The organism is Tildeniella sp. (genome assembly GCF_059505325.1).
Map to the genome: position 1 here is coordinate 185,739 of NZ_JCACKI010000050.1, position 24,094 is coordinate 209,832.

General features: G+C 48.9%; 25 protein-coding genes, 1 tRNA gene and 1 pseudogene. 14 read left to right on the plus strand and 13 right to left on the minus strand.

Going from position 1 to position 24,094, the window contains the following annotated elements; genetic code table 11:
* The 4 genes from AC5JO6_RS17215 (at position 1) to AC5JO6_RS17230 (ending at position 4,101) form a co-directional block, all read left to right on the plus strand.
* Complete coding sequence (locus tag AC5JO6_RS17215; RefSeq protein ID WP_496082294.1) at positions 1-459, plus strand: hypothetical protein; 459 nt, start codon at positions 1-3, stop codon at positions 457-459.
* Positions 460-614: 155 nt separating this feature from the next.
* A complete protein-coding gene (tgt, locus tag AC5JO6_RS17220) occupies positions 615-1,730 on the plus strand; it encodes a tRNA guanosine(34) transglycosylase Tgt (protein ID WP_496082295.1) in 1,116 nt (371 codons plus the stop codon).
* Between the two features lie 88 nt (positions 1,731-1,818).
* The gene (locus AC5JO6_RS17225; protein WP_068815178.1) at positions 1,819-1,956 is read left to right on the plus strand and encodes a photosystem II reaction center protein K; all 138 of its coding nucleotides are present in this window, start codon (positions 1,819-1,821) and stop codon (positions 1,954-1,956) included.
* Between the two features lie 183 nt (positions 1,957-2,139).
* Positions 2,140-4,101 carry a protein kinase domain-containing protein gene (locus AC5JO6_RS17230; RefSeq protein ID WP_496082296.1) on the plus strand — a complete coding sequence of 654 codons (1,962 nt, stop codon included), beginning with the start codon at positions 2,140-2,142 and terminating at the stop codon, positions 4,099-4,101.
* A 61-nt stretch (positions 4,102-4,162) separates the two neighbouring features.
* On the opposite strand, the gene AC5JO6_RS17235 is transcribed toward AC5JO6_RS17230, so the two are convergent.
* From AC5JO6_RS17235 to AC5JO6_RS17285, 11 genes and pseudogenes are all read right to left on the minus strand, one after another.
* Complete coding sequence (locus tag AC5JO6_RS17235) at positions 4,163-4,366, minus strand: hypothetical protein (RefSeq protein WP_496082297.1); 204 nt, start codon at positions 4,364-4,366, stop codon at positions 4,163-4,165.
* Between the two features lie 295 nt (positions 4,367-4,661).
* The gene (locus AC5JO6_RS17240; RefSeq protein ID WP_496082298.1) at positions 4,662-5,129 is read right to left on the minus strand and encodes an SH3 domain-containing protein; all 468 of its coding nucleotides are present in this window, start codon (positions 5,127-5,129) and stop codon (positions 4,662-4,664) included.
* Positions 5,130-5,169: 40 nt separating this feature from the next.
* Positions 5,170-6,693, minus strand: coding sequence for an AAA family ATPase (locus tag AC5JO6_RS17245; protein ID WP_496082299.1), 1,524 nt, complete (start codon positions 6,691-6,693; stop codon positions 5,170-5,172).
* A 43-nt stretch (positions 6,694-6,736) separates the two neighbouring features.
* Positions 6,737-7,243, minus strand: coding sequence for a YceD family protein (locus AC5JO6_RS17250; protein ID WP_496082300.1), 507 nt, complete (start codon positions 7,241-7,243; stop codon positions 6,737-6,739).
* Between the two features lie 129 nt (positions 7,244-7,372).
* On the minus strand, positions 7,373-7,864 hold the full coding sequence (locus AC5JO6_RS17255; RefSeq protein ID WP_496082301.1) for a Jag family protein: 492 nt from the start codon (positions 7,862-7,864) through the stop codon (positions 7,373-7,375).
* 229 nt (positions 7,865-8,093) lie between these two features.
* Positions 8,094-9,248: pseudogene (gene yidC, locus AC5JO6_RS17260) on the minus strand (membrane protein insertase YidC); the annotation flags it as partial.
* A gap of 179 nt (positions 9,249-9,427) precedes the next feature.
* Positions 9,428-9,826, minus strand: a complete 399-nt coding sequence (locus tag AC5JO6_RS17265; protein ID WP_496082302.1) for a PH domain-containing protein — start codon at positions 9,824-9,826, stop codon at positions 9,428-9,430.
* A complete protein-coding gene (gene rnpA, locus AC5JO6_RS17270) occupies positions 9,816-10,211 on the minus strand; it encodes a ribonuclease P protein component (RefSeq protein ID WP_496082303.1) in 396 nt (131 codons plus the stop codon). Before rnpA ends, AC5JO6_RS17265 begins: the two co-directional genes overlap by 11 nt.
* 26 nt (positions 10,212-10,237) lie before the next feature.
* Entirely contained in the window at positions 10,238-10,378 is a 141-nt protein-coding gene (rpmH, locus tag AC5JO6_RS17275; RefSeq protein ID WP_106258305.1) for a 50S ribosomal protein L34, read from the minus strand.
* Between the two features lie 137 nt (positions 10,379-10,515).
* Entirely contained in the window at positions 10,516-11,052 is a 537-nt protein-coding gene (locus tag AC5JO6_RS17280) for a DUF2808 domain-containing protein (protein ID WP_496082304.1), read from the minus strand.
* 338 nt (positions 11,053-11,390) lie between these two features.
* Positions 11,391-12,263, minus strand: coding sequence for a polysaccharide deacetylase family protein (locus AC5JO6_RS17285; RefSeq protein ID WP_496082305.1), 873 nt, complete (start codon positions 12,261-12,263; stop codon positions 11,391-11,393).
* A gap of 195 nt (positions 12,264-12,458) precedes the next feature.
* Here AC5JO6_RS17285 and AC5JO6_RS17290 point away from each other — a divergent pair, with 195 nt between their 5' ends.
* The 10 genes from AC5JO6_RS17290 to AC5JO6_RS17335 all read left to right on the plus strand — a co-directional run bounded on the left by AC5JO6_RS17290 (position 12,459) and on the right by AC5JO6_RS17335 (position 23,165).
* Entirely contained in the window at positions 12,459-13,811 is a 1,353-nt protein-coding gene (locus AC5JO6_RS17290) for a flippase (protein WP_496082306.1), read from the plus strand.
* 105 nt (positions 13,812-13,916) lie between these two features.
* Positions 13,917-14,681: an FkbM family methyltransferase gene (locus AC5JO6_RS17295; protein WP_496082307.1), complete on the plus strand. Its 765-nt coding sequence runs from the start codon at positions 13,917-13,919 to the stop codon at positions 14,679-14,681.
* Positions 14,674-15,597, plus strand: coding sequence for a glycosyltransferase family protein (locus AC5JO6_RS17300; RefSeq protein ID WP_496082308.1), 924 nt, complete (start codon positions 14,674-14,676; stop codon positions 15,595-15,597). The genes AC5JO6_RS17295 and AC5JO6_RS17300 overlap by 8 nt, the downstream gene beginning before the upstream one ends.
* A complete protein-coding gene (locus AC5JO6_RS17305; protein ID WP_496082309.1) occupies positions 15,597-16,379 on the plus strand; it encodes a class I SAM-dependent methyltransferase in 783 nt (260 codons plus the stop codon). Before AC5JO6_RS17300 ends, AC5JO6_RS17305 begins: the two co-directional genes overlap by 1 nt.
* Before the next feature lie 27 nt (positions 16,380-16,406).
* A complete protein-coding gene (locus AC5JO6_RS17310) occupies positions 16,407-17,513 on the plus strand; it encodes a glycosyltransferase family 4 protein (protein ID WP_496082310.1) in 1,107 nt (368 codons plus the stop codon).
* A gap of 52 nt (positions 17,514-17,565) precedes the next feature.
* Positions 17,566-18,462 carry a glycosyltransferase family 2 protein gene (locus tag AC5JO6_RS17315; RefSeq protein WP_496082311.1) on the plus strand — a complete coding sequence of 299 codons (897 nt, stop codon included), beginning with the start codon at positions 17,566-17,568 and terminating at the stop codon, positions 18,460-18,462.
* A 12-nt stretch (positions 18,463-18,474) separates the two neighbouring features.
* A complete protein-coding gene (locus AC5JO6_RS17320) occupies positions 18,475-19,326 on the plus strand; it encodes a glycosyltransferase family 2 protein (protein ID WP_496082312.1) in 852 nt (283 codons plus the stop codon).
* Positions 19,327-19,348: 22 nt separating this feature from the next.
* Entirely contained in the window at positions 19,349-20,539 is a 1,191-nt protein-coding gene (locus AC5JO6_RS17325; protein ID WP_496082313.1) for a glycosyltransferase family 4 protein, read from the plus strand.
* Between the two features lie 278 nt (positions 20,540-20,817).
* Positions 20,818-21,594, plus strand: a complete 777-nt coding sequence (locus AC5JO6_RS17330; protein ID WP_496082314.1) for a WecB/TagA/CpsF family glycosyltransferase — start codon at positions 20,818-20,820, stop codon at positions 21,592-21,594.
* A 137-nt stretch (positions 21,595-21,731) separates the two neighbouring features.
* Positions 21,732-23,165, plus strand: a complete 1,434-nt coding sequence (locus AC5JO6_RS17335) for a sugar transferase (protein WP_496082315.1) — start codon at positions 21,732-21,734, stop codon at positions 23,163-23,165.
* 59 nt (positions 23,166-23,224) lie between these two features.
* Here the strand turns inward: AC5JO6_RS17335 and AC5JO6_RS17340 are convergent.
* Positions 23,225-23,306 (minus strand) — tRNA-Leu (locus tag AC5JO6_RS17340).
* A 273-nt stretch (positions 23,307-23,579) separates the two neighbouring features.
* Positions 23,580-24,026, minus strand: coding sequence for a hypothetical protein (locus AC5JO6_RS17345; protein ID WP_496082316.1), 447 nt, complete (start codon positions 24,024-24,026; stop codon positions 23,580-23,582).
* Between the last annotated feature and the right edge of the window lie 68 nt (positions 24,027-24,094).

The following is a 24,094-nucleotide window of genomic DNA, read 5'->3' on the forward strand; positions in this document are numbered from 1 at the left end:
ATGAGTCACGATCAGTTTTTTCGCAGTGAACAGTTGCCTGCTCCCTGCATTGTTGACACTGGAACCATTGTTAATAAGCAGGATATGCTGCGTCTGCTAGCAGATTTGAGCCGCGTCCGCTATGTTCACATGCAGGATGGCATCCTCACCAGCGAAGGAGAAGGGCATGTGCTGGAAGTTTTCGCTGACCCGCAACGGTCTACCCTCATTGCGAATCACGCTCTATATCTGAACGTCTATAGTTTTGACTATTTGGAGCTAGGGAAGTCAGCTGAACAAGAACCCTGGTTTAGTCTGATCCAGGACGATCGCCAACTCCGCCTCATTCCACTCTCTAACCCAATGGTGGAGCAGAATCATCACCGTCTCAACGTCGCCGCCTTAGAAGCTGTAGTCGCAGAAGTGCTGTCAGCCAACTGGGACGTTCAAATTGACGATGAAGAGCACTTTTCGTTCTAAGTACTGATACGCGTAGCGGCTAGTCAGCTTGTGGCTCAAGAGCGAGTAGCCCATTGCTCGTCAGCGACACACTGATTGATTACCCTCTCTCTACGCGTCAGTGGTTCGTAATCGGCTTTTTCTCTAATTTTCGATTCTTCTACATTCACTAACTCTTGATTACTGGCTTTTCGTTTACGTGCCAAGCGCTGTGCCGAGAGACTAAAGCACGAGCAGGACTCTTTGCAACGCCGCACGGGTTAGTGGAAACACCACGCTTTATGCCCGTCGGTACGCTGGCAAATGTTAAAACAGTCACACCTGACCAGTTACGGGCAACTGGGGCACAGCTCGTGTTGGCGAACACCTATCATTTGCATCTCCAGCCTGGAGAAAGCATCGTGGCGCGGGCTGGCGGACTGCATCGCTTTATGGCGTGGGATGGACCGATCTTGACAGATTCTGGTGGGTTTCAGGTGTTTAGCTTGAGCGAGATGCGAACGATCGCCGAAGAGGGTGTAACCTTTCGATCGCCCCGTGATGGACAGATGATTCATTTAACACCTGAACGCTCGATCGCCATCCAGAATGCGCTGGGAGCAGATGTGATTATGGCGTTTGACGAATGTCCGCCTTATCCAGCCAGCTATGATGACGTGATGGAGTCTACAGAGCGTACCTATCGCTGGCTCAACCGCTGTATGGCAGCACACGAACGCTCTGATCAGGCGCTGTTTGGGATCGTGCAGGGTGGTGTGTATCCCGATCTGCGGCGAAAGGCAGCAGCACAACTGGCACAGCTTGATTTGCCAGGGTACGCGATCGGAGGCGTGAGCGTTGGGGAACCAGCCGAGCTGATCGAAGCCATTGTGCAGGCAACAACGCCCTTGCTGCCACCAGATAAGCCCCGCTATCTGATGGGTGTTGGCACCTATCGAGAAATGGTACAGGCGATCGCGGCGGGCGTTGATCTGTTTGACTGTGTCATCCCAACCCGATTGGCACGACATGGAAATGCACTGGTGCAGGGCGATCGCTGGAACTTGCGTAACGCTAAATTTCGTGAAGATTTTACGGCTCTGGATGCGTCCTGCGCGTGTTACACCTGCCAAAACTTTAGCCGTGCCTACCTCAGTCACCTGTTGCGATCGCAGGAGTTGCTGGCATACACGCTGCTTTCGATTCACAATATTACCGAGCTGGTGCAATTTACCCAAACGATTCGCCGCGCCATTTTCAGCGGCAGTTTTACGGCAGAGTTTGGACACTGGCTATCAGGAAGAAAACGTTAGGCTGTCGATCGAGGACGCTTCGATACACATTCCATACCATGTTAAAATCAGAAGAAATTCTGAACTTGCTGAAGAGGTCATACATAACATGGAAGCAGCATTGCTCTTAGCAAAATTGCCTGAGGCTTACGCCATTTTCGATCCGCTGGTGAATGTTTTACCCGTGATTCCAGTTTTCTTCCTGCTTCTGGCATTTGTCTGGCAGGCAGCAGTCGGTTTTAGATAATTGCACAAAGCAAAACGACATCAAGAGGTTTTTTGAAGGCAGGCTATTGACCTGCCTTTTTTGATGGCTTGGCTTTAATGCGCTTGCAGCCTGTAGGATGTTTTTACTACAGACTGCTCTTGAGTCAGTAGGAAAACCCACAGAGCATCTACGATAGACATTAACGCTTTTTTGCTCCTCAGTATGAGCTACTGCCTCAACCCTTACTGTCATGTACCTCAGAACCCTGATACAGCTAAGTTCTGCTCGACTTGTGGCTTTAAACTGCTGCTGGGCGATCGCTATCGGGCACTACAGTTGATCGGACGGGGTGGTTTTGGCAGAACATTCTTAGCTGTCGATGAGTACAAGCCGTCACGACCATCGTGCGTTATCAAGCAATTTTTTCCGCAAACCTATAGAGTTCGCGATCCCGAACACGCGCGTGAGCTGTTTCGACGTGAAGCAGTACAGTTAGAGGCATTGGGCGAACATCCTCAAATTCCGCAGTTGCTCGCGCATTTTGAGCAGGAAGAGTATCAGTATTTGGTGCAAGAGTTTATTGATGGTCCTAATCTTTTGCAGGAAACTCTAAAAAAGGGTGCCTTTAGCGAAGAACAAGTTTGGCAGTTGCTAAACGATCTGCTGCCTGTAATCACTTTTATTCATAATCATCAAGTCATTCACCGAGATATCAAACCGCAGAATATTATTCGTCGTGCTGCCACGCGGCAGTTTGTGCTGGTTGACTTTGGTGCGGCTAAAACCATGAGTGATGCTGATGCATCGCAAACTGGAACGAGTATTGGTAGTCCTGTGTTTGCGGCACCAGAACAGGCGATCGGTCGGGCAATCTTTGCCAGCGACCTCTACAGCTTGGGTGTAACCTGCATTTATCTGCTAACTCAGGTACCACCAGCCGATTTGTTTGATACCGAAGAAGGCGGTTGGCAATGGCAGCAACACCTCAAGCGCCCAGTGAGTCGGGCATTGGGCAATATTCTGGATAAACTGCTGCAAGGTGCGGTGAAACGGCGCTATCAAGCAGCAGCCGATGTGCTGCGCGATCTCAATTCGCCAGTCGTGATGAGTGCACTGAATCTATCAACGGATGGCTATCACTTACCGACGCAAACGGCTCAAGGTTTTAATCGTGAAGGGGTGGCGCGATCGTCCAACCAACCAGCGCACCCTCCAGTACCGCTTGAAACATCAGCCCCTCTAACTCAAGCCGCTCAGCGCAAAACGTCTACAAACTGGGTTTGCACCCAAACATTGACAGATCACGCAAGCTGGGTGCGATCGGTCGTCATTCATCCTGATGCAACGACCATTGCCAGCGGTAGCGGCGATCGCACCATTAAAATCTGGAATCTGGCAACGGGAACCCTTCTGCATACACTAGCCGCCAATGCAGGCTGGGTTCGTGCGATCGCGGTTAGCCCGCATGGTGATACTCTCGCTAGCTGTAATAATGATCGACGGGTTGTGCTCTGGCGCTGGGAAACGGGCGATCGCCTGCAAACGCTTGATGGGCACTCTGATTGGGCACGTGCGGTCTGCTTCAGCCCCAATGGTCAACTCCTCGCCAGCGGTAGCCAGGACAAAACGATCCGACTGTGGCATTTGCCAGCCGGAGGTGTGAAGCAAGTCCTTGTAGGACATACGCACTGGGTCATTACCGTCGCCTTTAGCCCCGATGGTCAGACGATAGCGAGCGGTAGTCGAGACAAAACCGTTCGCCTCTGGAACACTAACACAGGCAATCTAGTACACCTGCTGGAAGGTCATCAAGATGCCGTCAACGCGATCGTCATCAGCCCTGATGGGCAGACACTCGCCAGTGCCAGCGACGATCGCACCATTCGACTATGGGATTTGCCAAGCGGAAAACTTAAACGTGTCCTTTCTGATCATGAAGGGGCGGTTAACGCTCTGGCGATCGACTCCAACGGCAAAATGCTAGTCAGCGGTAGTCAGGACACCACCATTAAGCTCTGGTCTTTGGACGGAACGCTGTTGGACTCTCTTGCAGGACACACAAACTGGGTCTGGTCAGTGGCGATAAGTTCAGGTCGTTCGCTGAAAGCCAACGCTACACCAGGAGCAGTCATTGTCAGCGGCAGTTGGGATGCTACGGTGAAAATCTGGCAGCAGCAAGGCTGAACGTTGAAGCTTGGCTTTCAGTGAGGAAAGTCACTACTGCCGTCTACCTTTTCTTGATCGTTTACAGAACAGCAGCGATCGCGCTGCAAATGGGCTGCACGGTGTAATCTCGTCCCGGAGCAACCTCGCTATAGTAGCTTGTCGCCTTTTCAGCCGCCGTCAGCGATCGATAAACCAATGCAGCCGACGGTGTAAGAGACAATGTTAGCCAGCCTCTCCAAATACCAACAAGCCAGTCTTGCTCATTCACTTGAATGACGTACATCACGTTAACCTTCGCTCGACTTTCGCTAGAATCTTCTGAAACCGATCATAGCTTAGGGCGCGTCATCAATCAGCTCCAAAATCTTGCGGTATCAGCCTGATCGCGCCCGCTCCAACACACCAGGCTAGGGGCGGGAACCCTTGCTGCAAGTCATGTGTAGTTGTCATTGATGACAGCCCCTAGTGCAAGATAGCTACGCCTGAATACGCTCAACCATTGCAATTGCAACCTTAACGCGCTCAAGTATTGCCGCTACAGTCTATAAACGCAGTGTTGAGTGTAGAAGGATTTGTTCTTACTGGTTCACACGCTCGGTGTAGCCAGCTTTAACCCAACCCTCACGACCACTGTCTTCTAATCTGACGCGCTGCCATTCGCGATCGGGGCTTTCCTCAAGCACCGTGACGCGCGTGTTGCTGGTAACACCACCAATCCGTGTAGCATCTCTGCTAGGGCTTTCACGCAAATTCAGACCCTGCGCCAGAGTGATGCGTGCGCGGTAGCCAACCGTTTCGCTGGGTTTAGGCGAGGGCTTTGGGGTAGCGCTAGGTTTAGGCGAAGGCTGTGTAGCCACGGGAGCGATCGAAGGCTTTGGTTGAGGCTTTGGTCTGGCAGTCGCACTGTCGTTGGGAAATGTTGGTCTGGGAGGGGGAGCCGTGAACTGAGCGATGACATACTGGGCAGCGAAGAAACAACCGCCGACGATCAGGGCGATCGCCAGGAAAACCCCACTGAGTATTTTAATCAAATGTGCCCAACTCATTGCTCGCAAACCTTCAGTGCTGGCAGCATTGTACCGTCTCTCAATCGGGTTGGTGCATCTGTCGCTGAATGCGGTTACTCAAGCTACTATGTTTCGACGCAAGACGTGCCTTTCCCGCTGCCGCCCACTCCTGCAAAAACTGAATTTGCTCCTGAGCGGTGCGTGCAAGTGGTACTATCTGGCTTGCTGCCTCTAAAATATCGTCGGTATTAAAATCCCGATTCTGGCTAAACCCAAGATGCATTGCTTCAATTAGCGTCTGTTCAATTTCAGCGCCAGAGAAGTCAGGGGTTTCATACGCTAAACGCTCCAGATCATACTGCTTCAGATTGTGCGGGCGCAGCCGTGACAAATGAACCGAAAAGATTTCCTCCCGCTCTTCCTGGCTGGGCAAACCCACAAAAAAGATCTCGTCAAACCGACCTTTGCGGAGCATTTCGGCAGGCAGCGACTGGATGTTATTGGCGGTGGCAACGACAAAAACAGGGGTCGTCTTTTCGGCAAGCCAGGTAATGAACGTGCCAAACACACGACTGGTTGTGCCTGCATCGCCTCGACCATCAACACCAGAAAACGCTTTATCAATCTCGTCAATCCACAAAATGCAGGGAGCAAGTGCTTCGGCGAGTTGAATCATCTGACGAGTGCGGGACTCGGATTCACCGACTAAGCCAGCAAACAGCCGTCCTACATCCAGTCGCAGCAGGGGCAAGTGCCAGTGGTGCGCGATCGCCTTGGCGGTGAGCGACTTGCCCGTACCCTGAATGCCAACCAGCAGCAGACCTCTAGGATGGGGTAAGCCATACTGCCGCGCCCGTTCCGAAAAGGCACCCCCCCGCCGCAGCAACCAGTCCTTCAAATTGTCCAGTCCGCCAATATCAGCAATATTCGCTGTGGTCGGATAAAAGTCGAGAATCTGGGTTTGGCGAATGGTTTGTCGCTTTTCTTCTAGAATCAGGTCTACGTCTTCGGGTCGCAGTTCGCCATGTGTTGCGATCGCCCGTGCCAGTACCCGACGAATTCGCTCCATTGACAAGCCCTGGCAGGAGCGCACCAACTCGTCCAGTACACGATTCTCCAGCGATCGCCCCGTAGCGACTAGCAGTCGCTCCACCTCAAGCCGAATTTCGGCAGCGGCGGGCAGCGGAAATTCTAGAATGGTCAATGCCTCACTCAGCTCATCGGGAATAGCGACTTGAGAGGACAGAATCACAATATTCTTGGGCTGTGCCTTCAGCGATCGCGCCAAATTACGTAGCTTGCGCGAAATAGCTACGTCTTCTAGAAATCGCTGAAAGTCGCGCAGGATGAAAATGGCGGCGGCGGCGGCTGGAAGTTTCTCAACAAACTCTAGAGCTTGCAGCGGATTGCGTTTGCCAAAACCTGCATCGTTCGGATTGCCTTGATAGCCATCGACAAAATCCCAGATGTAAACTGCCCGACTACCTTGTTGTCTAGCCGATTGGGCGATCGCTGCTTCAAGACGCTCTTCTTCACGAGTGGGAATGTAAAGCAGCGGATAACGTGCCCGTAGCAACAACTCAAACTCATCGCTGAAGCTCATGGCAGACAAACTCAAAAGGGCAGATTTAAAGCACGGTCATAGTCTAATTACGAAGCTGATCTTTGAATGTTTCCAGAGAAGCCCAACGGCGATCGATCGTTGGAACAGTCGTATCGGTGGTCGTTATTTCAATGCCTTTGCAGTCTGGATCGCACAACTGCCGTTGAGGAATTTCCAGACATAGCTGCTCGTAGAGCCAGGTCGTAGGGTCAAAGTAGCCTTTTGGTGGCAGGGTTTCGATGAGATCTTCTGGGGCAATGTCTCGGTCTAACAGCACAGGCTCAACCTGCTCCGTTGTTTCGTCAAGCCAAATCAGTTCAGAGGGCGCGATCGACAGACGATAGTTGTACTGCTGTAGGCACCGATGACACATGAGCGTCACGATCGTCTCGGCTCTAGCTGACACGTCAAGATAGCTGCCCTGATGGGTGACCTTTAGCTGCCCTTGAACAGGGGTCAGGGTTTCAAGCCCTGGAACTAATTCGCTAAAGTTGATCACCTCAGTCTGTTGAGGTGCCCTGGTCAATTGCGGAATATGAATCGTGTCCATTGGTTTACTTCTCCTCTAACCAGTGGGTGCCCCTGGGTTAGTCGCGGTGCTCTCAACCACAAAGCGCCCGTGTGTCGATGGTTTAAAGCAGTGGTTGCTCGATCGTCATGATGTTGACGAAGCGCAAGACTAGCTTTGCAACGGGCGGATGACCAGACGGCGATCGGGTTCCTGCCCACGACTAAACGTTTCCAGATCACCGTATTCCTTCAACATCGTGTGTACCTGACGGCGCTCGGCAGATGACAGCGACTTCAGCTCATGCTCTGCGCTCGTCTCTCGCACTTCAGCCGCTGCCTGCTCAGCAATTTCTTTGAGTTCAGCGTAGCGACGCAGCCGATAGCCTGCCAACTCAACCGTAAACGCCTTCTGCTGTTCACGCTCCTGGCTCAGATTCAAAATCGCGTTGGTCAAATATTGAATCGAGTCCAGCACAGAACCACTGGGTCCTGTAATCAGTTCGATCTGTTCAGGGAGTAGCGTTGTCTCATCGATCGTGAGCCAGCAACTCTCCTCCGCAAAACTTGAGTTCATCTCAACTGTGACCGTTGAGTTCCAACCAGACAGTCGCAAAAGTGATTCTAACCACTGCTGTCCGCGCTGCATTTGATTGATGTCCATATACGGAACCTCACGCTTCTTTTTCGGAGTGTTCAGCTAACGGCAGGCTCTCTTCAATGTCGTCAACGGCGGCACTTTTGAGTTCCGCCGTTGGCTCCGCATGGTCTACCTTAGACGTTTGCGCGGACTCAGTGACGACATCAGCTTTGGCTTCCTTCGGTTTCACGTCTCTTGCTTTAGGCTCTCTCGCTTTGGTCTCTTTTGCCTTGGCTTTTGCTTCAGAACCCTTTTTGGACGACTTAGCATCCGTGTCTTTCTTGGTTCGACCTGGCTCAAACGGTAAGACGGTCGCTTTGACTTCGATCGCTTTCTCCTCCGCTTCAACCAGTTTCTGAATCTCTTCCGGTAGAGGCTCACGCGATAGAACGAAGGTTTGAGCTGTTTGGAACATATTCGCGATCGTCATGTACATCAGCACCCCAGCAGGCAGGGGGAACCAGAAGAACATACCCGAAAACAGGATGGGTGTAATTTTATTGATAGTTTCTTGCTGCGGGTTGGCGTTAGCGCTCTTGCCTTGCCCCGAAAGCAATTGGTTGACATAAAGGCTCAAACCAAAGAACACAATCATGCCGACAATATCCCAATGGATTACCCCATCCGGATCCATCGCGCCTACCCGTCCCAGTTTGTCGATGAACAAAAAGCCTTTATCGGCTGCAAGACCAGGAAGAACACTCTTAAGGGTTACGTCACCCGGTTGCAATGCCTCGATCGTGCCATCATCGTTCAGCTTGACTCGCTCTGCACCGCTTGCCACCTCAAAGCGAGGAGCTAGCTTTGTCTCAGGATATTCGTCCAGAAGCGTCTGTAACGGCTTCCCTTCAACCGTTTGAAAATCGACCTTTGTCGTTTCACCCACTGCCAGCTTGTTGCCGCCTGGAAGTACCGCGGTCACTGGCGCGTGAACGCCTTCTGAGACGTAGATGTTTTGCGGTGCCGTCGTAAATGCCTGAGGCTGAATCTGCTCCAGTTGCTCTTTCGGTAAAATCTGTAGATTAATCGAATAAGGCACATCCGAAAACGGCGAACCCCGTAGAGTGGCAAACAGCGCAAACAGAATCGGCATCTGGAACAGGAGTGGAAGGCATCCAGCAAGGGGATTGCCAAATTCCTTCATGACCTTGCCCATCTCTTCTTGCTGCTTGGCAGGGTCGTCTTTGTAGCGATCGCGAATTTCCTGCTGTCGCTTCTGCATCACAGGCTGCACAACCTTCATGCGGCGCATACTACGAATAGAGCCTGCACTCAAAGGGTAGAGTGCGAAACGGATGACTAACGTCAACGCGACAATTGCCAGCCCATAGCTCGGCACGATCCCGTAGAAAAAATCCAGGATCGGCAGCATTACATTGTTGGAAATAAACCCAATACCGAAGTCCATGCGCCGAATGTCGCCTCTCGTACGTTGTGCAGTTTGAATTTAGCAGTTTCAAGCCAGGTATAGCCAACTTAATCCAGCTTTTATGCATCCAGCATACAGGTAAGCAGTGAGCCGTGTGCAAGTAGGGATAGTACACCAGTGGGCGCGTCGCTCAAGCTCTTTCCGTCGACTGCACCTGCCTAGCCCTGACCACCCAGCGAACCACTGACAGATTGCGCTCTAGGGGTTAGCTTATCGTTGATGTAGTCGTAAGTAGCGCGGAAGTTTGGGAGCGATCGCAATTCCAGGCGACTACCATCTTTGAGCGTAATCACCATATCGCCCCAAAGACCCAATCCACGAGGAACGGTAACGACTTTGGCAATTTCAGAGTAAATAATATCAGCACGATCGCGCCCCATCCAGCCGCCAATCACAGAAATGCGCCGACTGGTAATGCGATAGCGTAGCCAAAGCGCTCTGACCACTGCGGCAACAGTGAGCGGCAAGCAGATCACCGTGAAGCCCAAAAGTAGATTAAAGATCAGGTCTCCCACATGTGGACCACCTTCGTAATAAATGTCTTCGCTAATCCCCATCGCATACCTCAGCATTTATCAGCAACTGCTTTAATTCTTGCAGAAATTGTCGGTAATCGCACTGCGTTGCCTCTGGATGAACGATTACTATGAGATCCCATCCAGTTGAAAACTTGGGCAACAGTGAGTGCGCTGCCACCTTCAGCCGTCGCTTAATGCGGTTGCGGATGACAGCGCGCTTACTGACCTTCTGGCTAATGGAAATGCCCACTCGCGTTGGCTTAGCTATTTGCTCCGCGCTGTCGCTACTCTGCTTGGAAGAACCGATGGACGATCGCCGCAGCACAACTACCGTCAGGTACGTAGACTTCCGTCGTCTACCTTTGCGATAAACAGCGTTAAAGTCTTGTCTAGACCTGAGGCGATTTGCTTTGGATAGTGCCACGTCCTCTAAAGTGCAGCGAATCAGACTTAAGCGACAGCCAGACGAAAGCGACCTTTAGTTCTGCGTGCCTGAATTACTCGGCGACCAGTTGCAGTCCGCATACGAGCACGAAACCCAGAGGTTCGCTTACGTTTGCGACTGGTACCGCCCAAAGTTCGTTTTGTCATTGTTCACGTCTCCCGCAGTTCCCCATCAGAGGCTCCGAAAAGCCACAGCTTTCAACTATACCATTCCTTCTGCTGAATAGACACATTTGTGCCTGACCTTTGACGCGATCGTCAGCAGAGCGTAGGCGGCACTCAAATTAACTGTTGTCGATGGAGATCACCCAGGTGCCGACATACCGCAGGAGCGGAGTATCGCCGGGCGAAAGCACCTGACAGTTGAAATAGTACACACCTGAATTAGGGTTACGCACGTTGGCAAGCTGAATTTCGACGTTGCTGCCGGCTGGAATGGGATTGGTGGGAAAAATCTCAAGAAAGTTGTTCTCTTTATTCCAGTTCACTTCCTGAAGCGGCACTGACTTATCCTTCACGATTACTTCTACGCCTTTAGAGTCGAACTCTCCCTTGAAGTAATCGGGATAGGCGATCGAAAACTGAGAGACTGCCAGCTTCATTTTTTTGGCAGGAATTCTCAGTCGATAGCGCTCACCTGCGACGTTCGCTCTGCCACCAAAATCCAGGCGATAGTTCAAATTGTCTTCGCCTTTGACACCACCAAAAATGGTGAGTCCAGGTAGCCCCTGGGCAAAGCTCAACAGTGGCAGTCCTGCGACCAATACGCCTGCGATCGCAAGTCCAGACAAGGCACGTTTAACAGAAATTGTAGGAAACATAAGCGGATTACTCAATTGGCAGAGATTAGGAAACGTTCGTTAATCGTCACGCTACACAGACTGTATCAGGATCGGTGAGTTAGATCACTCATGGCACGATCAGCGTCAATGAGGTTGACTCTAGATTCTAGAACCTAAAATCCTCGTAGAGAAGAGGTAAACGGTTCGCTACGACAGCGATATATAGGGACTGGCAAAGGCAGCCTCTGCCGCCTGCTTGCTATCTACGTTAACCCTCCTTAGCACCTGTCGTAGTCAACGAACAACTATAGACATCAAGCTAACGGACGCTGAAAACAAACAAAAGTGCCGCTCAGGCGATCGAATGGCAGGTTTCCTTAATTTTCAGAGCAGTTGGATGCGTCGGTTAAGGCAAGGTTTAGTGCGCCATCTAGCTTGATGTAAGCCCTTAACTGGTCATAACTGAAAAAATATCTGCCAGAGGGTTCCAGCGCCAGCATGACATGGGGGAAGCCAAAGTCGTAGAGAAAAGTGATGCCTTTGTCGCTGACGGTAAAACTATTCAGATGTTTGATCTGAAAGCGTTGACGACTGAGCTGCTCACGCAGATCGGCACCCTCTTTGTCACCGTTTGCGATCGCCTGTTTCATTTCAGCCTGCATCACCTTGTTAACCATGACCGCGATCGTGCCCACCGACTCCCGCTTGAACACGTCTGCTGCGTTGACTATCTTGCCTGTCTTCAGATTCACCAACCGATGTTTGTCATACGTACTGGGGTAGGCACCCACGCCGCTAATGGTGAACGTCAGATCCAGCAGTGCCCTCTGGTTATAGTGCACCGTATAGTCAATTTCGCTTAACCACCAGCTTTTCTGAAACTCCGCCCGCAACTCCGCTAGTGACTGTCCAAACACACTTTTGAGACTGGTGGCTGCCTGCACATGCCGCAAGACTGCCTGATCGGACAGCCCCGTCACCTGCGGATATTTGACGATCGCTTCTTTATAATTTGGGTATGCCTCTCCTTTCTTGCCACGGGTAACCGTCACCGTTTTGGTTTCCACTAGAACGCGATCGTTGTTAGCGAACGCAGAGGTCGCTGTCGGAGAGCACTGATTACGGCTTTCTCCCAGTTTCGTTTCAGCCAGTGTTAAAGGGGTAAGCGCTTGAGCGATTGATGGTAAGGCACCATCTGTAAGTACCTGGCAGCCAGCGACCAGCAATGCAAAGAGAATGGAAAACTTCATAAACCCCCAAATTGGTAATCACTCGATCACGCTTCGTCAATGTAACTACTGCTCAACGTAACTACTGCTCGACAGAATAGCGACTTTCAGGAGAAATTGTGAGCAGCAGGCGATCGCTCAGGTAATCTTTAGGGCATTCTGAAGCAAGCTCCCTTTTCAAGCAGTCATAGCCTTTTCGATGACTGTCTTCGCCCCATGAACCAAGCCTGGATTCAGTTCTTGCCGTCATCGCTCCGTTCTAAACTGGACGGACGCTACACGTTACAAAAAATTCTTAGCAACGCAGGATGGCTGTTTGCTGATCGCATATTGCGGATGGGCATTGGGCTATTTGTTGGCGTTTGGGTTGCCCGCTATTTGGGACCAGAACAGTTCGGCTTATTTAATTATGCGATCGCCTTTGTTGTACTACTGACTCCCTTTGCCACATTGGGGCTAGACAACATCGTTGTGCGGGATCTTGTCTGTAACCCCGACTGCCGAGCCGTCACGCTAGGTACAGCATTTGTCCTTAAACTATGCGGCGCAACAATTACCGCTCTGGTGACATTAGGCGCGATCACGTTGTTACGTCCTGATCACAGCCTGGATCAATGGTTGGTTGGTATCATCGCAGCGGGACTGCTCTTTCAGGCGTTTGACGCGATCGACTTTTGGTTTCAGTCGCAGATGCAGTCGAAGTACACAGTCTACGCTAAGAACTTAGCATTTGTGCTCTTTGCGGTCGTCAGAATCACTTTGATTCAAGCTCATGCTCCCTTAATTGCCTTCGCCTGGGCAGGACTCACGGAAACAGCGATCGGCGCAGTCGGTCTTGTAATCGGCTATCGTGCTACTGGTAATGATTTGGGAGACTGGAAAATCAGTATTTTCCGTGTAAAGTCTCTTCTTCAAGATAGCTGGGCACTTATCCTCTCAAGTATCGCTATCCTAATCTACATGAAAATTGACCAAATCATGCTTGGAGAAATGCTAGGTAATAAGGCAGTTGGTATTTATGCTGCGGCGACTAAAATATCAGAAGTCTGGTACTTCATACCGATGGCGATCGCTTCTTCTGTTTCGCCCGCAATTATGGGTGCCAAAGCAATTGGTCAAGATGCTTATATGCAGAAATTGCAAAGCACCTTTGATTTAATGGTCGTTCTAGCTTTCGTTGTCTCTTTGCCAATCAGCTTTCTCTCGCCAGTAATTATCTCGATCTTGTACGGGGAGGGTTATTCTAGTTCCAGTCAGGTTTTATCAATACATATCTGGGCATCACTATTTGTCTTTCTAGGAGTTGGAAGAGAGATATGGATTGTTTCAGAAGGAATGATGCTTATTTCTTTCTTAACAACTCTTTTGGGCGCGATCGTCAACGTTACGTTGAATCTTTTTTTGATTCCCATTTATCAAGAGATTGGTGCAGCAATCGCTACTTTAGTTGCCTATGCCATACCTGGATATCTAATTTGCTTAGCCTATACTCCACTCCAGGGTATCGGTAGACTCATGACAAATGCTCTGCTCCTAAAATGGCTGTACAAAAAAAATCTAAACCACTAGAAAACTTTATTTTGAGCATGAGTAATGAGATTGATAAAAACGGCTATTATCAATAGCGTTGTCTTCATTTACAGGCGAATCTTCATTAGAAAAGTTGCATTCAGATTGAATCACCTGCTTTTTGAATTAAGTGCAAATGGTCTGGGAGTTCTCAATCATCAAAACAACAAAGTATCTGGCGAGGATTTTTTCTTAAAGCAAATTTCTGCCATTCTAAATAATGCTGTAGTTTTGGATGTCGGCGCGCATATTGGCAATTATGCAAATAAAGTAAGAAGCTTATCAATAAGTGCAACAATCTACGCGTGCGAGCCACATCCGAAAACATTCCAGCAACTTGAGTATCAAGCTTGTCAGAAAAACTATCTAGCACTGAACTTAGCTTGTAGCGATACCGAAGGCAAATTAAACCTCTATGACTACAGCGGCGAACAGTCAGCCTCACAACACGCCTCTTTATATCAGGATGTTATTACAGTTTTGCATCAAGGTTCAGCACAAAGCTGGGAGGTCAATGTGAAGACAGTTGATCAACTGATTGAGCGTTACGAAATCGAGAGCATTAGACTCTTAAAAATTGATACAGAAGGCAACGAGTTGAAAGTTTTGCTAGGAGCAAAACAAGCTATCAGTAAGAATTTAGTTGATATAATTCAGTTTGAGTTTAACGAAATGAATGTTGTTAGCAGAGTGTTCTTTAAAGACTTTTACGATCTACTAAAGAATTACGCGTTTTTCAGGCTGCTCCCTGACGGTTTAATTCCGTTGGGTGAGTATAATCCCTTTATCTGTGAAATATTCGCATACCAAAACATCATAGCGATCAATAGAAAGTATCTTCCGATCGTTAGGGATTATCTAGATGTCTGAACATTCATTAGATACGCCAGTCGCTCTATTCATTTTTAATCGTCCCCATTTAACTCAAAAAGTCTTTAATGCCATTCGTCAGGCGAAACCATCAAGGCTTTTAGTCATAGCGGATGGTCCTCGTTCCGATCGAGTAAGTGAAGCCGAATTATGCATTCAATCTCGCGCTGTTATCGAACAGGTTGATTGGCAATGTCAGATTTTAACTAACTTTTCAGAGACAAATATGGGTTGTAAACGTCGTATATCTAGTGGATTAAACTGGGTATTCGACACAGTTGAAGAAGCAATTATCTTAGAAGATGATTGTCTGCCACACCCGACTTTTTTTCCATTCTGCGAAGCGTTGTTAAATTATTACAGGGACGACACGCGGATTATGGTCATTTCAGGCGGTAACTTTCAGTTTGGACACAAGCGAACCAACGACAGCTATTATTTCTCGCGCTACAACCACTGCTGGGGTTGGGCATCTTGGCGACGGGCATGGCGCTACTATGATGTCGATATGTCGCTCTGGTCAACAGTAAAACAGGGCAGTTGGCTTCACGACTTGTTAGGAGATGATCGTACCGTCCAATACTGGACAGAAATGCTTGAGGCAGTGTCTTGCAATCGCATCGACACCTGGGACTATCAGTGGACGTTTGCCTGTTGGATTCAGCATGGATTATCGATACTGCCAAATGTCAATTTAGTCTCCAACATTGGTTTTGGTACAAACGCAACCCATACAACAGAAATTAATCAGTTTAGCAATTTGGTAACAGCAGCAATGCAGTTTCCCTTAAAGCATCCGGCTTTTGTCATTCAAGATGTCAAAGCAGATAATCTGACTCATCAAAGAATTGATCGAGAAAACCGATTGGCAAAACTCAATGCAGCAATAAAGCACACAATCAAGAGGTTGGCATAATGAAGCAATGCCCAATTTGTTTTGGCAATCAACACCCCTGCTTTCAAGAGACTATATTGAGAAAATATCGTATTGATTACTTTTATTGTGATCTCTGTGGTCTTTTACAGACTGAAGATCCATATTGGCTCAATGAAGCTTATAAAAGTGCAGTTTCCAGTGCTGATACAGGATTGATACAGCGCAACATTTTGTTATCCAAGCTATTAAGCTGTGTACTCTTTTTCTTGTGTGATCGACAGGGTAAATATCTAGATATTGGTGGCGGTTATGGTATTTTAACACGCCTCTTGCGCGATGTTGGGTTTGATGCCTACTGGTCTGATCCCCACTGTGAAAATCTCTTTGCTCAAGGGTTTGAAGCCTCTGCCGTAAGCGCTCCTTATGATGCCGTTACTGCATTTGAAGTTTTGGAACACATTCACAACCCATTGGAATTTGTCCAAGAATCAATAAAAGAGACAAGCACATCAACAATTATTTTTTCTACCGAGCTATTCGATACATCTCCACCAAAACCTGATTCCTGGTATTACTATGCATTCAACACTGGGCAACACATTTCTTTTTATCAGCACAAAACGCTTGTATATTTAGCAAAAACGCTATCGCTATCTCTCTTGTCGTGTGGTAGCTTTCATATTCTGACTGCTCAAGAAATGTCTCCATTTTTTTTTAGACTCATAAACAGCCGTTTTATAAAATTACTTGAACACTATGTTAGAAAAAAGATGACATCAAAAACATTGATGGATCATGAAAAGCTGATTCAATTTATGTAAATTCACATGACTCCATAAAGCATTATTATGAAAGCGACGATCGTATATGACTATCAAGCATTTTTGCTTCAAGAGTATGGTGGCATCTCACGGTACTTTTATGAGTTAGCAAGTCGTATTTCACAAGCAGAACACTTTAGCACTAGAGTTATTGCACCCGCATACATTAATCAATATTTAAATAATCTTAACCCTCATTATTTGACGGGCTTTTTAGTGCCGCCAATCCGTAGGACAGTAAGAATTAGATCTACTATCAATCGAGAGGTAACAAGGTTTGCACTGAGCTTGATTCGCCCAGACTTAGTTCATGAAACTTATTATGCCTCCGAGAGATTAGCAGCTAAGAAGACCAAAATTATTACTACCATCCATGACATGATTCCTGAAAAATTCAGTGAATTATTTCCCCCTAGTCATCCAATACCCTTGCTGAAAAAAAAATCAATTATTCGTGCTGATTGCATTATCTGCGTCTCTGAAAATACTCGAAAAGATGTATTAGAACGATTTAATGTTGACCCTCAAAATGTGTTCGTCACTCACTTAGGCTGCTCTCTCAATCCTCTTCCTCAGAAAGCAGTCAAAACAGAACAAGTTTTCCGCCCATATATTCTCTATGTAGGACATCGAGAAGGGTACAAGAATTTTTCTGGCTTCCTGAAAGCCTTCACACGTTCTAAGCTCCTTAAGAAGGACTTTAAAATAATTTGCTTTGGCGCTACTCCTTTTTCCCAAGCCGAGATGCATCAGTTCTCTTCATATAATCTGTCGGTGGCTCAAATTCAGCATCTTAGCGGTGACGATACAGTGCTAGCTTCCTTGTATGCCAATGCTTCTGCACTTGTGTACCCTTCACTCTACGAAGGTTTTGGCATTCCTCCTTTAGAAGCGATGTCTTACAACTGCCCTGTGGTGTGTAGCGATAGTAGTTCTATTCCTGAAGTTGTAGGCAATGCAGCAGAGCTTTTCAACCCTTACGAACCTGAAAGTATTACAAATGCGCTAGAACGAGTTTTGTATGTATCAGACCGAACGCAAGCATTAATCCGATTGGGAACGGAGAGAGTTAAGCAGTTTACTTGGGAAAACTGTGTTGAAAAGACCTGCGCGATTTATGCTTCGTTGCTCTAGTTCAAACTGCAACTTTGTCACAACAGTCAGCCATCTACATCCTGATTTAAGTATGACTCAACCAGAGTCGATTTATATCCTCATTCCGGTTCACGATCGCAAAGCGATTACTCTTGCCTGCTTAGAGCAACTTGACCAGCAGGAAAATTTGCAGCGCTACAGGGTTGTTGTCATTGATGATGGTTCTACAGATGGGACAGCAGAAGCCATCCAGAGGCTTTACCCAACAGTGTTTTTGTTGCAGGGTGATGGTAATTTATGGTGGACTGGAGCGATTAAAAAAGGGATGGAATATGCTTATGAACAGGGTGCTGATTTTTTTATCTGGCTTAATGATGATACGCTCCCTTCTTCGGGATGCATTCCAGCGATCGTCAATGAATGTGTTCAATCCTCCAACAAAATCGTTGCTGCTCAATGTTATGCTTCATCCAATTTTGAGATGCCAACCTACGGGGGGCAAAAGAAACGGTTTCTCTCAGTTGAGCTTTTCCATACACCTCGTAATCAGGCGATCGCATGTGATTGCATGAGCGGAAACCTGGTGTGTCTACCTCGTTCTATTGTAGATAAAATTGGTTATCCTCCTAGCGATCGCTTACCCCATTGCCTTGCAGATATTGTCTACACATGGGAAGCCAAAAAAGCTGGATATGAGTTGAAAGTTTTAGGAAATGCAACCGCAACTTGTGCCTTCAATCCTTTGGAAGAAGGTTGGGCATCCAGTGCAATCTCAATGGAGAAGCGTTGGAGATTGATCACCTCTCCAAAATCAAACTTGTATCCATCCGCGTACTGGAATTACTGCAAAAGTTTCTATGGCAGTCTGGCTTTCATTCCATTCATCCAGGTTTATTTTCGTTTGGTTTTATTTACGATCGCCCGCTGGGTACTGCCGCTTTCCTGGCTCAAAACGATGAAAGCACTGAAGCAAAGGATTCTATCTTAATCATCCTTAAATATGACTTTGAAGCAATCTGTTTTTATTACTATTCCAGCTTACAACCGCAAGACAATTACTCTAGCGTGTTTAAAAACGCTGGAGGAAAACGGCGACCTGGAACGCTATCAGGCTGTAGTAATAGATGATGGATCTATCGATGGTACAGGACAAGCAATTCGGGCTATCTACCCAGAAGTAACGGTTTTGGAAGGGGATGGCACTTTGTGGTGGACAGGAGCGATCGTGCAGGGAATGAAGTATGCCTGTCAACAAGGGGCAGCATTGATTATTTGGTTGAATGATGACTGCACGCCTGCTCCCGATGCGCTCTCTCAGTTGGTTGAGTTTTGGCAACATCACCCCCAGGCAATTGCGGGAGCAGCCTGCTATGACTTAGAAAGCAATGCACTCCATGCTACAGGCGCACAGGGACGTAAACGCATGGCGGCAAAGCCAGGGGAGACGATCGCGGTTGATGAAATGAGCGGTCATTGTGTGGGCATTCCGATCGCGGTTATAAAGCAAATTGGCTTGCCCGATGTGCGTCACTTTCCTCACTATCACGGCGATAGTATGTACGTCTTAAAAGCAACCCGTGCTGGCTTTCTAGCTTACATTTTGGGAGATGCCAGAATTGCTCATGCAGGTGTGATTAAAACAAAATTGGAGGATTTTCTTGGTGCACCAGATGCACATCGATCGTGGCTACAACAATCCAATACAGTTTTCTTTAATAAAAAATCGTTTTACTTCTTGCCTACCCAATACTTTTACTACCAGCAAAAGTACGGCACGTTTGTTGGTACTTTGATTTTCTTCACAAAAATAGTGCGATGGTCGATTCGATTCATCCAATTGGGTTCACGGTAAATGATTCTAACTATCTAATGCAATGAAATTGCTTCATACCATAACTGCTTATCCTCCTAGCGTTGGGGGTGCCCAAATCCATCAGCACTATCTGGCGCAGGAGTTGCAGTTGCGGCATTCGGTTCAAGTGGTGAGTCATTGGGATGCCAACCGCACTGACTGGCTGTTAGGAACGACCCTTAAAGCGCCTAGCGCCAGCCATGACTATTTAGTCGATAAGATCCCTGTTCACCGCTTGGGCTTGTCGCTAAAGGAAAAACTGCGATTGGCTCCGTTTGTGCCGCTGTATTATCCGTTAATGGATGTGGCGTTACCACCGATCGCCCATTTGCTAGAGCAGCACATCGCTCCCTATACTGCAAATGCTGATCTCATCCATAACATTCGTATTGGGCGTGAGGGCTTGAGTTATGCATCCTATCAAGCCGCACGACGACGAGATCTGCCGTTTGTGCTGACTCCAGTCCACCATCCCCGCTGGGTCGGCTGGCGCTACCGAGCCTATCTTCGGCTGTATCAGATGGCAGATGCGGTGTTAGCGCTCACGCAGGCAGAAAAGCGCATCTTGGTGGGGCTTGGTGTGCGCGAGGAATGCATTACGGTGACTGGCGTTGGAGCGGTGTTAGCGTCAACGGCTGACCCAAACGCTTTCCTGAAGCAGTATGGACTGGCGGCACCGATCGTGCTCTTCCTGGGGCAGCATTATCCTTACAAAGGCTATCAGCAACTGCTACAGGCGGCTCCTTTGGTGTGGCAAAAGGTGCCAGAGGTGCAGTTTGTCTTCATTGGTCCGCCTGTTGCTGATTCAGAACAGGCATTTGCTCAGGTGAGCGATCGGCGCATTCATCGCCTGGGGAATGTAGACTTGCAAACTAAAACCGATGCTCTGGCTGCGTGTACGCTTCTCTGTGTTCCTTCTAGTCAGGAAAGCTTTGGCGGTGTTTATACAGAAGCCTGGCACTTTGGGAAACCTGTGGTTGGTTGCAATATTCCAGCCATTGCAGAGGTGATTAGCGATGGCAGCGATGGTTTTCTGGTTGATCAAACGGCTAAACAAATTGCCGATCGCCTGCTTGATTTGTTACTAAATCCAATTCAGGCTACCGCAATGGGCACTGCTGGCAAGCATAAAGTTGAATCACGCTTCACCTGGGAGAAAATTGCAGAGCAGGTGGAAGGAGTGTATCGGGGCGTGGTGGAAGGCAAGCGGTAAAAGGCTAAAGGCTAAGGAAGTTGTACAGATATAACAGCATAGTCTGTAGCTGTCAGCCGTCAGCCGTCAGCCGTCAGCCGTCAGCGAAAAGCTGATAGCTGATAGCTGATAGCTGCTCCAAAAGTGTGCAGTTATTTTTTAGCAAGCTCTAAGGGATGAAGGGTAAATTAAAGGCTAAAGGCTAAAGGATAAAAATGGGAAATGACTAACTTCATACTTTAGCCTTCATCCTTCGTCAGCCTTCATCCTTCGTCGCCTCTCCTCACGCCTCCCTCCCCATGTGCCCTACACTCTCCCGCTTCATTTTGAACACTCGGATTGACGCAACAAGTTATGAGGATGCGTGCGATCGCATTCAGGCTTGGGTCGCGGCGAAAACCCCTTGCTACGTTGTGGCAGCAAACGTCCATGTGGTGATGACCGCCTACTGGTCGCGATCGTTTCAGCGCGTGATTAACGGCGCAGCGCTGGTTACACCGGATGGCATGCCACTCGTTGTGGGCTTGCGTTTATTAGGAGTCAAGCATCAAGCGCGCGTGTATGGTCCTGATTTGATGCTGGCGTGGTGCGATCGTGCGGCGCAGGCAGGCATCCCAATTTATCTTTACGGCGGCACAACGTCGATGCTAGAAGCGCTTCAGCAAACGCTAGAAACGCGCTTTCCAGGCTTGGCGATCGCAGGCAAGCATGCGCCACCGTTTCGCCTTTTGACGGCAGAAGAAGAGGAGGCGGATCGCGATCGCATTCATGCGTCTGGTGCTGCTGTCGTCTTTGTCGGCTTGGGCTGTCCCAAGCAGGAAGAATGGATGGCACGGCAACAAGAAAAATTACAGGCTGTCCTGATCGGTGTGGGAGCGGCATTCAGCTTTCACAGTGGCGAAGTCTCTCAAGCACCGCGCTGGCTGATGGCATGGGGCTTGGAATGGCTGTATCGCCTGATCATGGAGCCGAGACGGCTATGGCAGCGCTATTTAATTAACAATCCAGCATTCTTAATGCTCTTTTTCTGGCAATTACTAAGCGCATGGCGATCGCGCCCCGATCGCACGGTTTAAAGTCGCACTGCCTAAAGACATGCGCGTTGGCGATAACTTTTGGTGTCATTTGCGGAATACTCAACGTATTGCCCCGCAAGTTTGCTGCTGACGTGCTTTACAGTGCAGAGACTTGCCTTTTCAGGAGCCTCACCGTCATGGATCAGATCCCTGGTGTAGCGTGTCAAAAAGCGACCGATATCCGTGCCCCGTATCGACTGGACTGGCACAAACTGTTTTGCTGGCGCTGGCATCAGGCGATCGCCCTGCTTATGTGCGATCTGGCAGCGCTGGCGATCGCGGGTCGCATAGCCGCTCACCTTAATCAGTTCTATGCACCGCTACCACCGCCGCTTGTTTTGGGCACCTGGCTGGGACTACCAGGATTATTCTGGATTTTAATGACGGTAACGCTGTTGCTCTTTGCCCACAGTGGACTATACAGCACCTCTAGTCGGTGGAAATATGTGCGATCGGGGCAACAGGTGAGCGCCATCTACCTTTCAGCGCTGCTCCTGGGCTATTTTTATGACCCCAAACTGGCACCACCGCGATCGCTGTTTATCACCGCCTGGTTGGGTAGCGTTGCCCTAGTGATTGGGTTTCGGCTAGTGGCAAGCCTGGTACTGAAGCAGTTTGAACACGCGCAAACGCATATCTTTTTACTGGCGCGGGCAGAACGACTCTCGACGTTAGCGCAGGTATTGCAGCGGCGATCGCGCTATCACGTCGTCGGCATGGCGTTTGCCTCCACCATCAGCACGACTGCAACGATTCAAGCCATCCTAAGCTCTGGCGCACAGGAAGTGTTGGCAGAAAGCTTGCCCCAGACCGAACTAGCATCGGGACTCTATTGGCAGCTACGTCGCGCTGGCATCACGCTACGGCTGATTCCCTCTAGCGTGGAAATGCTGCATCGACGCGGTGTGCCAGAGGTTATCGCTGGTATTCCCACTCTACGCATGGAAGCCGCTTTGTTCGGCGGGTGGGACTATCGCCTGAAGTGCTGGTTTGATTGGGTGGGTGCCTTGCTTGGCTTGATTTTGCTCTCGCCGCTCTTTTTGGTAGTGGCGATCGCCATCAAACTTTCATCTCCCGGCGCAATTTTCTTCTGTCAGGAACGGATGGGGCTTCACGGTCGCGTCTTTCAGATGTGGAAGTTTCGCACCATGATTCCAGATGCTGAGACATTGCAGGCAGCGCTCGAACAGCACAATGAAGCGGGTGATGGCGTGATGTTCAAAATTAGGCGCGATCCACGCGTGACCGCGATCGGGCAGTTCCTACGTCAGACCAGCATTGATGAATTGCCACAACTGTTTAATGTGCTGCTAGGGCAAATGAGCTTAGTCGGTCCGCGTCCCTTGCCCTTGCGCGATGTCGAACGGTTTGATCCGTGGCATCACACTCGTCATCAAGTTTTACCGGGCATTACGGGGCTTTGGCAAGTCTCTGGGCGATCGTCCCTTGATGCCTTCAATGATGCTGCCCGTCTCGACTTGTACTACATCGACAACTGGTCGCTCAACTTGGACCTGGAAATTTTGCTAGAGACCGTCAAAATTGTCGCTTGTGGCAAAGGCGCTTATTAGACAAAAAAATGGCTGCTAGCTTAACCAGAACGGTTACCTTAGCAGCCACTTTTTTGAGATGGGCGGGGCGAGACTCGAACTCGCAAGCCTTTCGGCGCCGCATTTTGAGTGCGGTGCGTCTACCAATTCCGCCATCCGCCCATGCTTTTGTCTCACTATTATACTAGATTGGGCGGCGCTGGTATGTCGATTTCTTCACTCGGCTCTCTGTTAGATGAGCGGTTGAACCGAGCTGATGTAAATTGGGTCAAGCATCAGAAAACTTTCTTCAGTAAACCCTCAGTCGTCTATCAGCTCAAGAGTATCTGGACTGACAGACGACCTCGACAACCAATTGATGCACTTTGACGCTTCTAATTCAGTCGGACATCGCAAACGAATCAGTGTGCGTTAATCTCACTCAATAGCAATGCTTTAGTTACCAAAAGCATCTTTGATGTTGTCAACAGCACTTTCAACTGCGTTCTTTGTTTTATCGATCGCGGTTTGGGTGCGAGCCGAATCTTTGTCAGCTTTGCGCTCGATTCTAGCGGCATCTTTCTTAGCTTTGCGTCCGATCGGGCTGTCGTTATCGGTTGCGCGATCGACCTTAGCAGCGTTGGTTCGTGCCGTCTGCTTGAGCTTATCGGTCGTGTCACGAACGAAGCCTTTGGTGCGTCCAGCATCTTTACTTGCCTTGCCTTGAACTTCACTGCCTGCATCCGCTGCGGCGATTAAATTTGTAGCAGGAGCAGCCATTGCTGTGACGTTTGAAACGAAAGAACCTTGCCAAACGAAGGCGATCGCCGAGACACAAAGTAACGCTGTCGTCAGCCAACGTCCAATAGCCGATAACCGTTTTGCGAAATAGTTCAGTTGCATAGAATACAGTCTCCAAGAATTTAGTATCCTATTTCTACTGCATCTGATGGATGAACTATATCGCCCCC

Coding starts and splice junctions, on each gene's coding strand:
- AC5JO6_RS17265 (WP_496082302.1), bottom strand. CDS start 9,826: ATGGGGATTAGCGAAGACATTTATTACGAAGGTGGTCCACATGTGGGA.
- AC5JO6_RS17335 (WP_496082315.1), top strand. CDS start 21,732: ATGGATCAGATCCCTGGTGTAGCGTGTCAAAAAGCGACCGATATCCGT.
- AC5JO6_RS17315 (WP_496082311.1), top strand. CDS start 17,566: ATGACTCAACCAGAGTCGATTTATATCCTCATTCCGGTTCACGATCGC.
- AC5JO6_RS17235 (WP_496082297.1), bottom strand. CDS start 4,366: ATGTACGTCATTCAAGTGAATGAGCAAGACTGGCTTGTTGGTATTTGG.
- AC5JO6_RS17330 (WP_496082314.1), top strand. CDS start 20,818: ATGTGCCCTACACTCTCCCGCTTCATTTTGAACACTCGGATTGACGCA.
- AC5JO6_RS17300 (WP_496082308.1), top strand. CDS start 14,674: ATGTCTGAACATTCATTAGATACGCCAGTCGCTCTATTCATTTTTAAT.
- AC5JO6_RS17290 (WP_496082306.1), top strand. CDS start 12,459: ATGAACCAAGCCTGGATTCAGTTCTTGCCGTCATCGCTCCGTTCTAAA.
- AC5JO6_RS17320 (WP_496082312.1), top strand. CDS start 18,475: ATGACTTTGAAGCAATCTGTTTTTATTACTATTCCAGCTTACAACCGC.
- AC5JO6_RS17255 (WP_496082301.1), bottom strand. CDS start 7,864: ATGGACATCAATCAAATGCAGCGCGGACAGCAGTGGTTAGAATCACTT.
- AC5JO6_RS17245 (WP_496082299.1), bottom strand. CDS start 6,693: ATGAGCTTCAGCGATGAGTTTGAGTTGTTGCTACGGGCACGTTATCCG.
- AC5JO6_RS17325 (WP_496082313.1), top strand. CDS start 19,349: ATGAAATTGCTTCATACCATAACTGCTTATCCTCCTAGCGTTGGGGGT.
- AC5JO6_RS17225 (WP_068815178.1), top strand. CDS start 1,819: ATGGAAGCAGCATTGCTCTTAGCAAAATTGCCTGAGGCTTACGCCATT.
- AC5JO6_RS17285 (WP_496082305.1), bottom strand. CDS start 12,263: ATGAAGTTTTCCATTCTCTTTGCATTGCTGGTCGCTGGCTGCCAGGTA.
- AC5JO6_RS17250 (WP_496082300.1), bottom strand. CDS start 7,243: ATGGACACGATTCATATTCCGCAATTGACCAGGGCACCTCAACAGACT.
- rpmH (WP_106258305.1), bottom strand. CDS start 10,378: ATGACAAAACGAACTTTGGGCGGTACCAGTCGCAAACGTAAGCGAACC.
- AC5JO6_RS17280 (WP_496082304.1), bottom strand. CDS start 11,052: ATGTTTCCTACAATTTCTGTTAAACGTGCCTTGTCTGGACTTGCGATC.
- AC5JO6_RS17305 (WP_496082309.1), top strand. CDS start 15,597: ATGAAGCAATGCCCAATTTGTTTTGGCAATCAACACCCCTGCTTTCAA.
- AC5JO6_RS17230 (WP_496082296.1), top strand. CDS start 2,140: ATGAGCTACTGCCTCAACCCTTACTGTCATGTACCTCAGAACCCTGAT.
- AC5JO6_RS17240 (WP_496082298.1), bottom strand. CDS start 5,129: ATGAGTTGGGCACATTTGATTAAAATACTCAGTGGGGTTTTCCTGGCG.
- AC5JO6_RS17215 (WP_496082294.1), top strand. CDS start 1: ATGAGTCACGATCAGTTTTTTCGCAGTGAACAGTTGCCTGCTCCCTGC.
- AC5JO6_RS17310 (WP_496082310.1), top strand. CDS start 16,407: ATGAAAGCGACGATCGTATATGACTATCAAGCATTTTTGCTTCAAGAG.
- AC5JO6_RS17345 (WP_496082316.1), bottom strand. CDS start 24,026: ATGCAACTGAACTATTTCGCAAAACGGTTATCGGCTATTGGACGTTGG.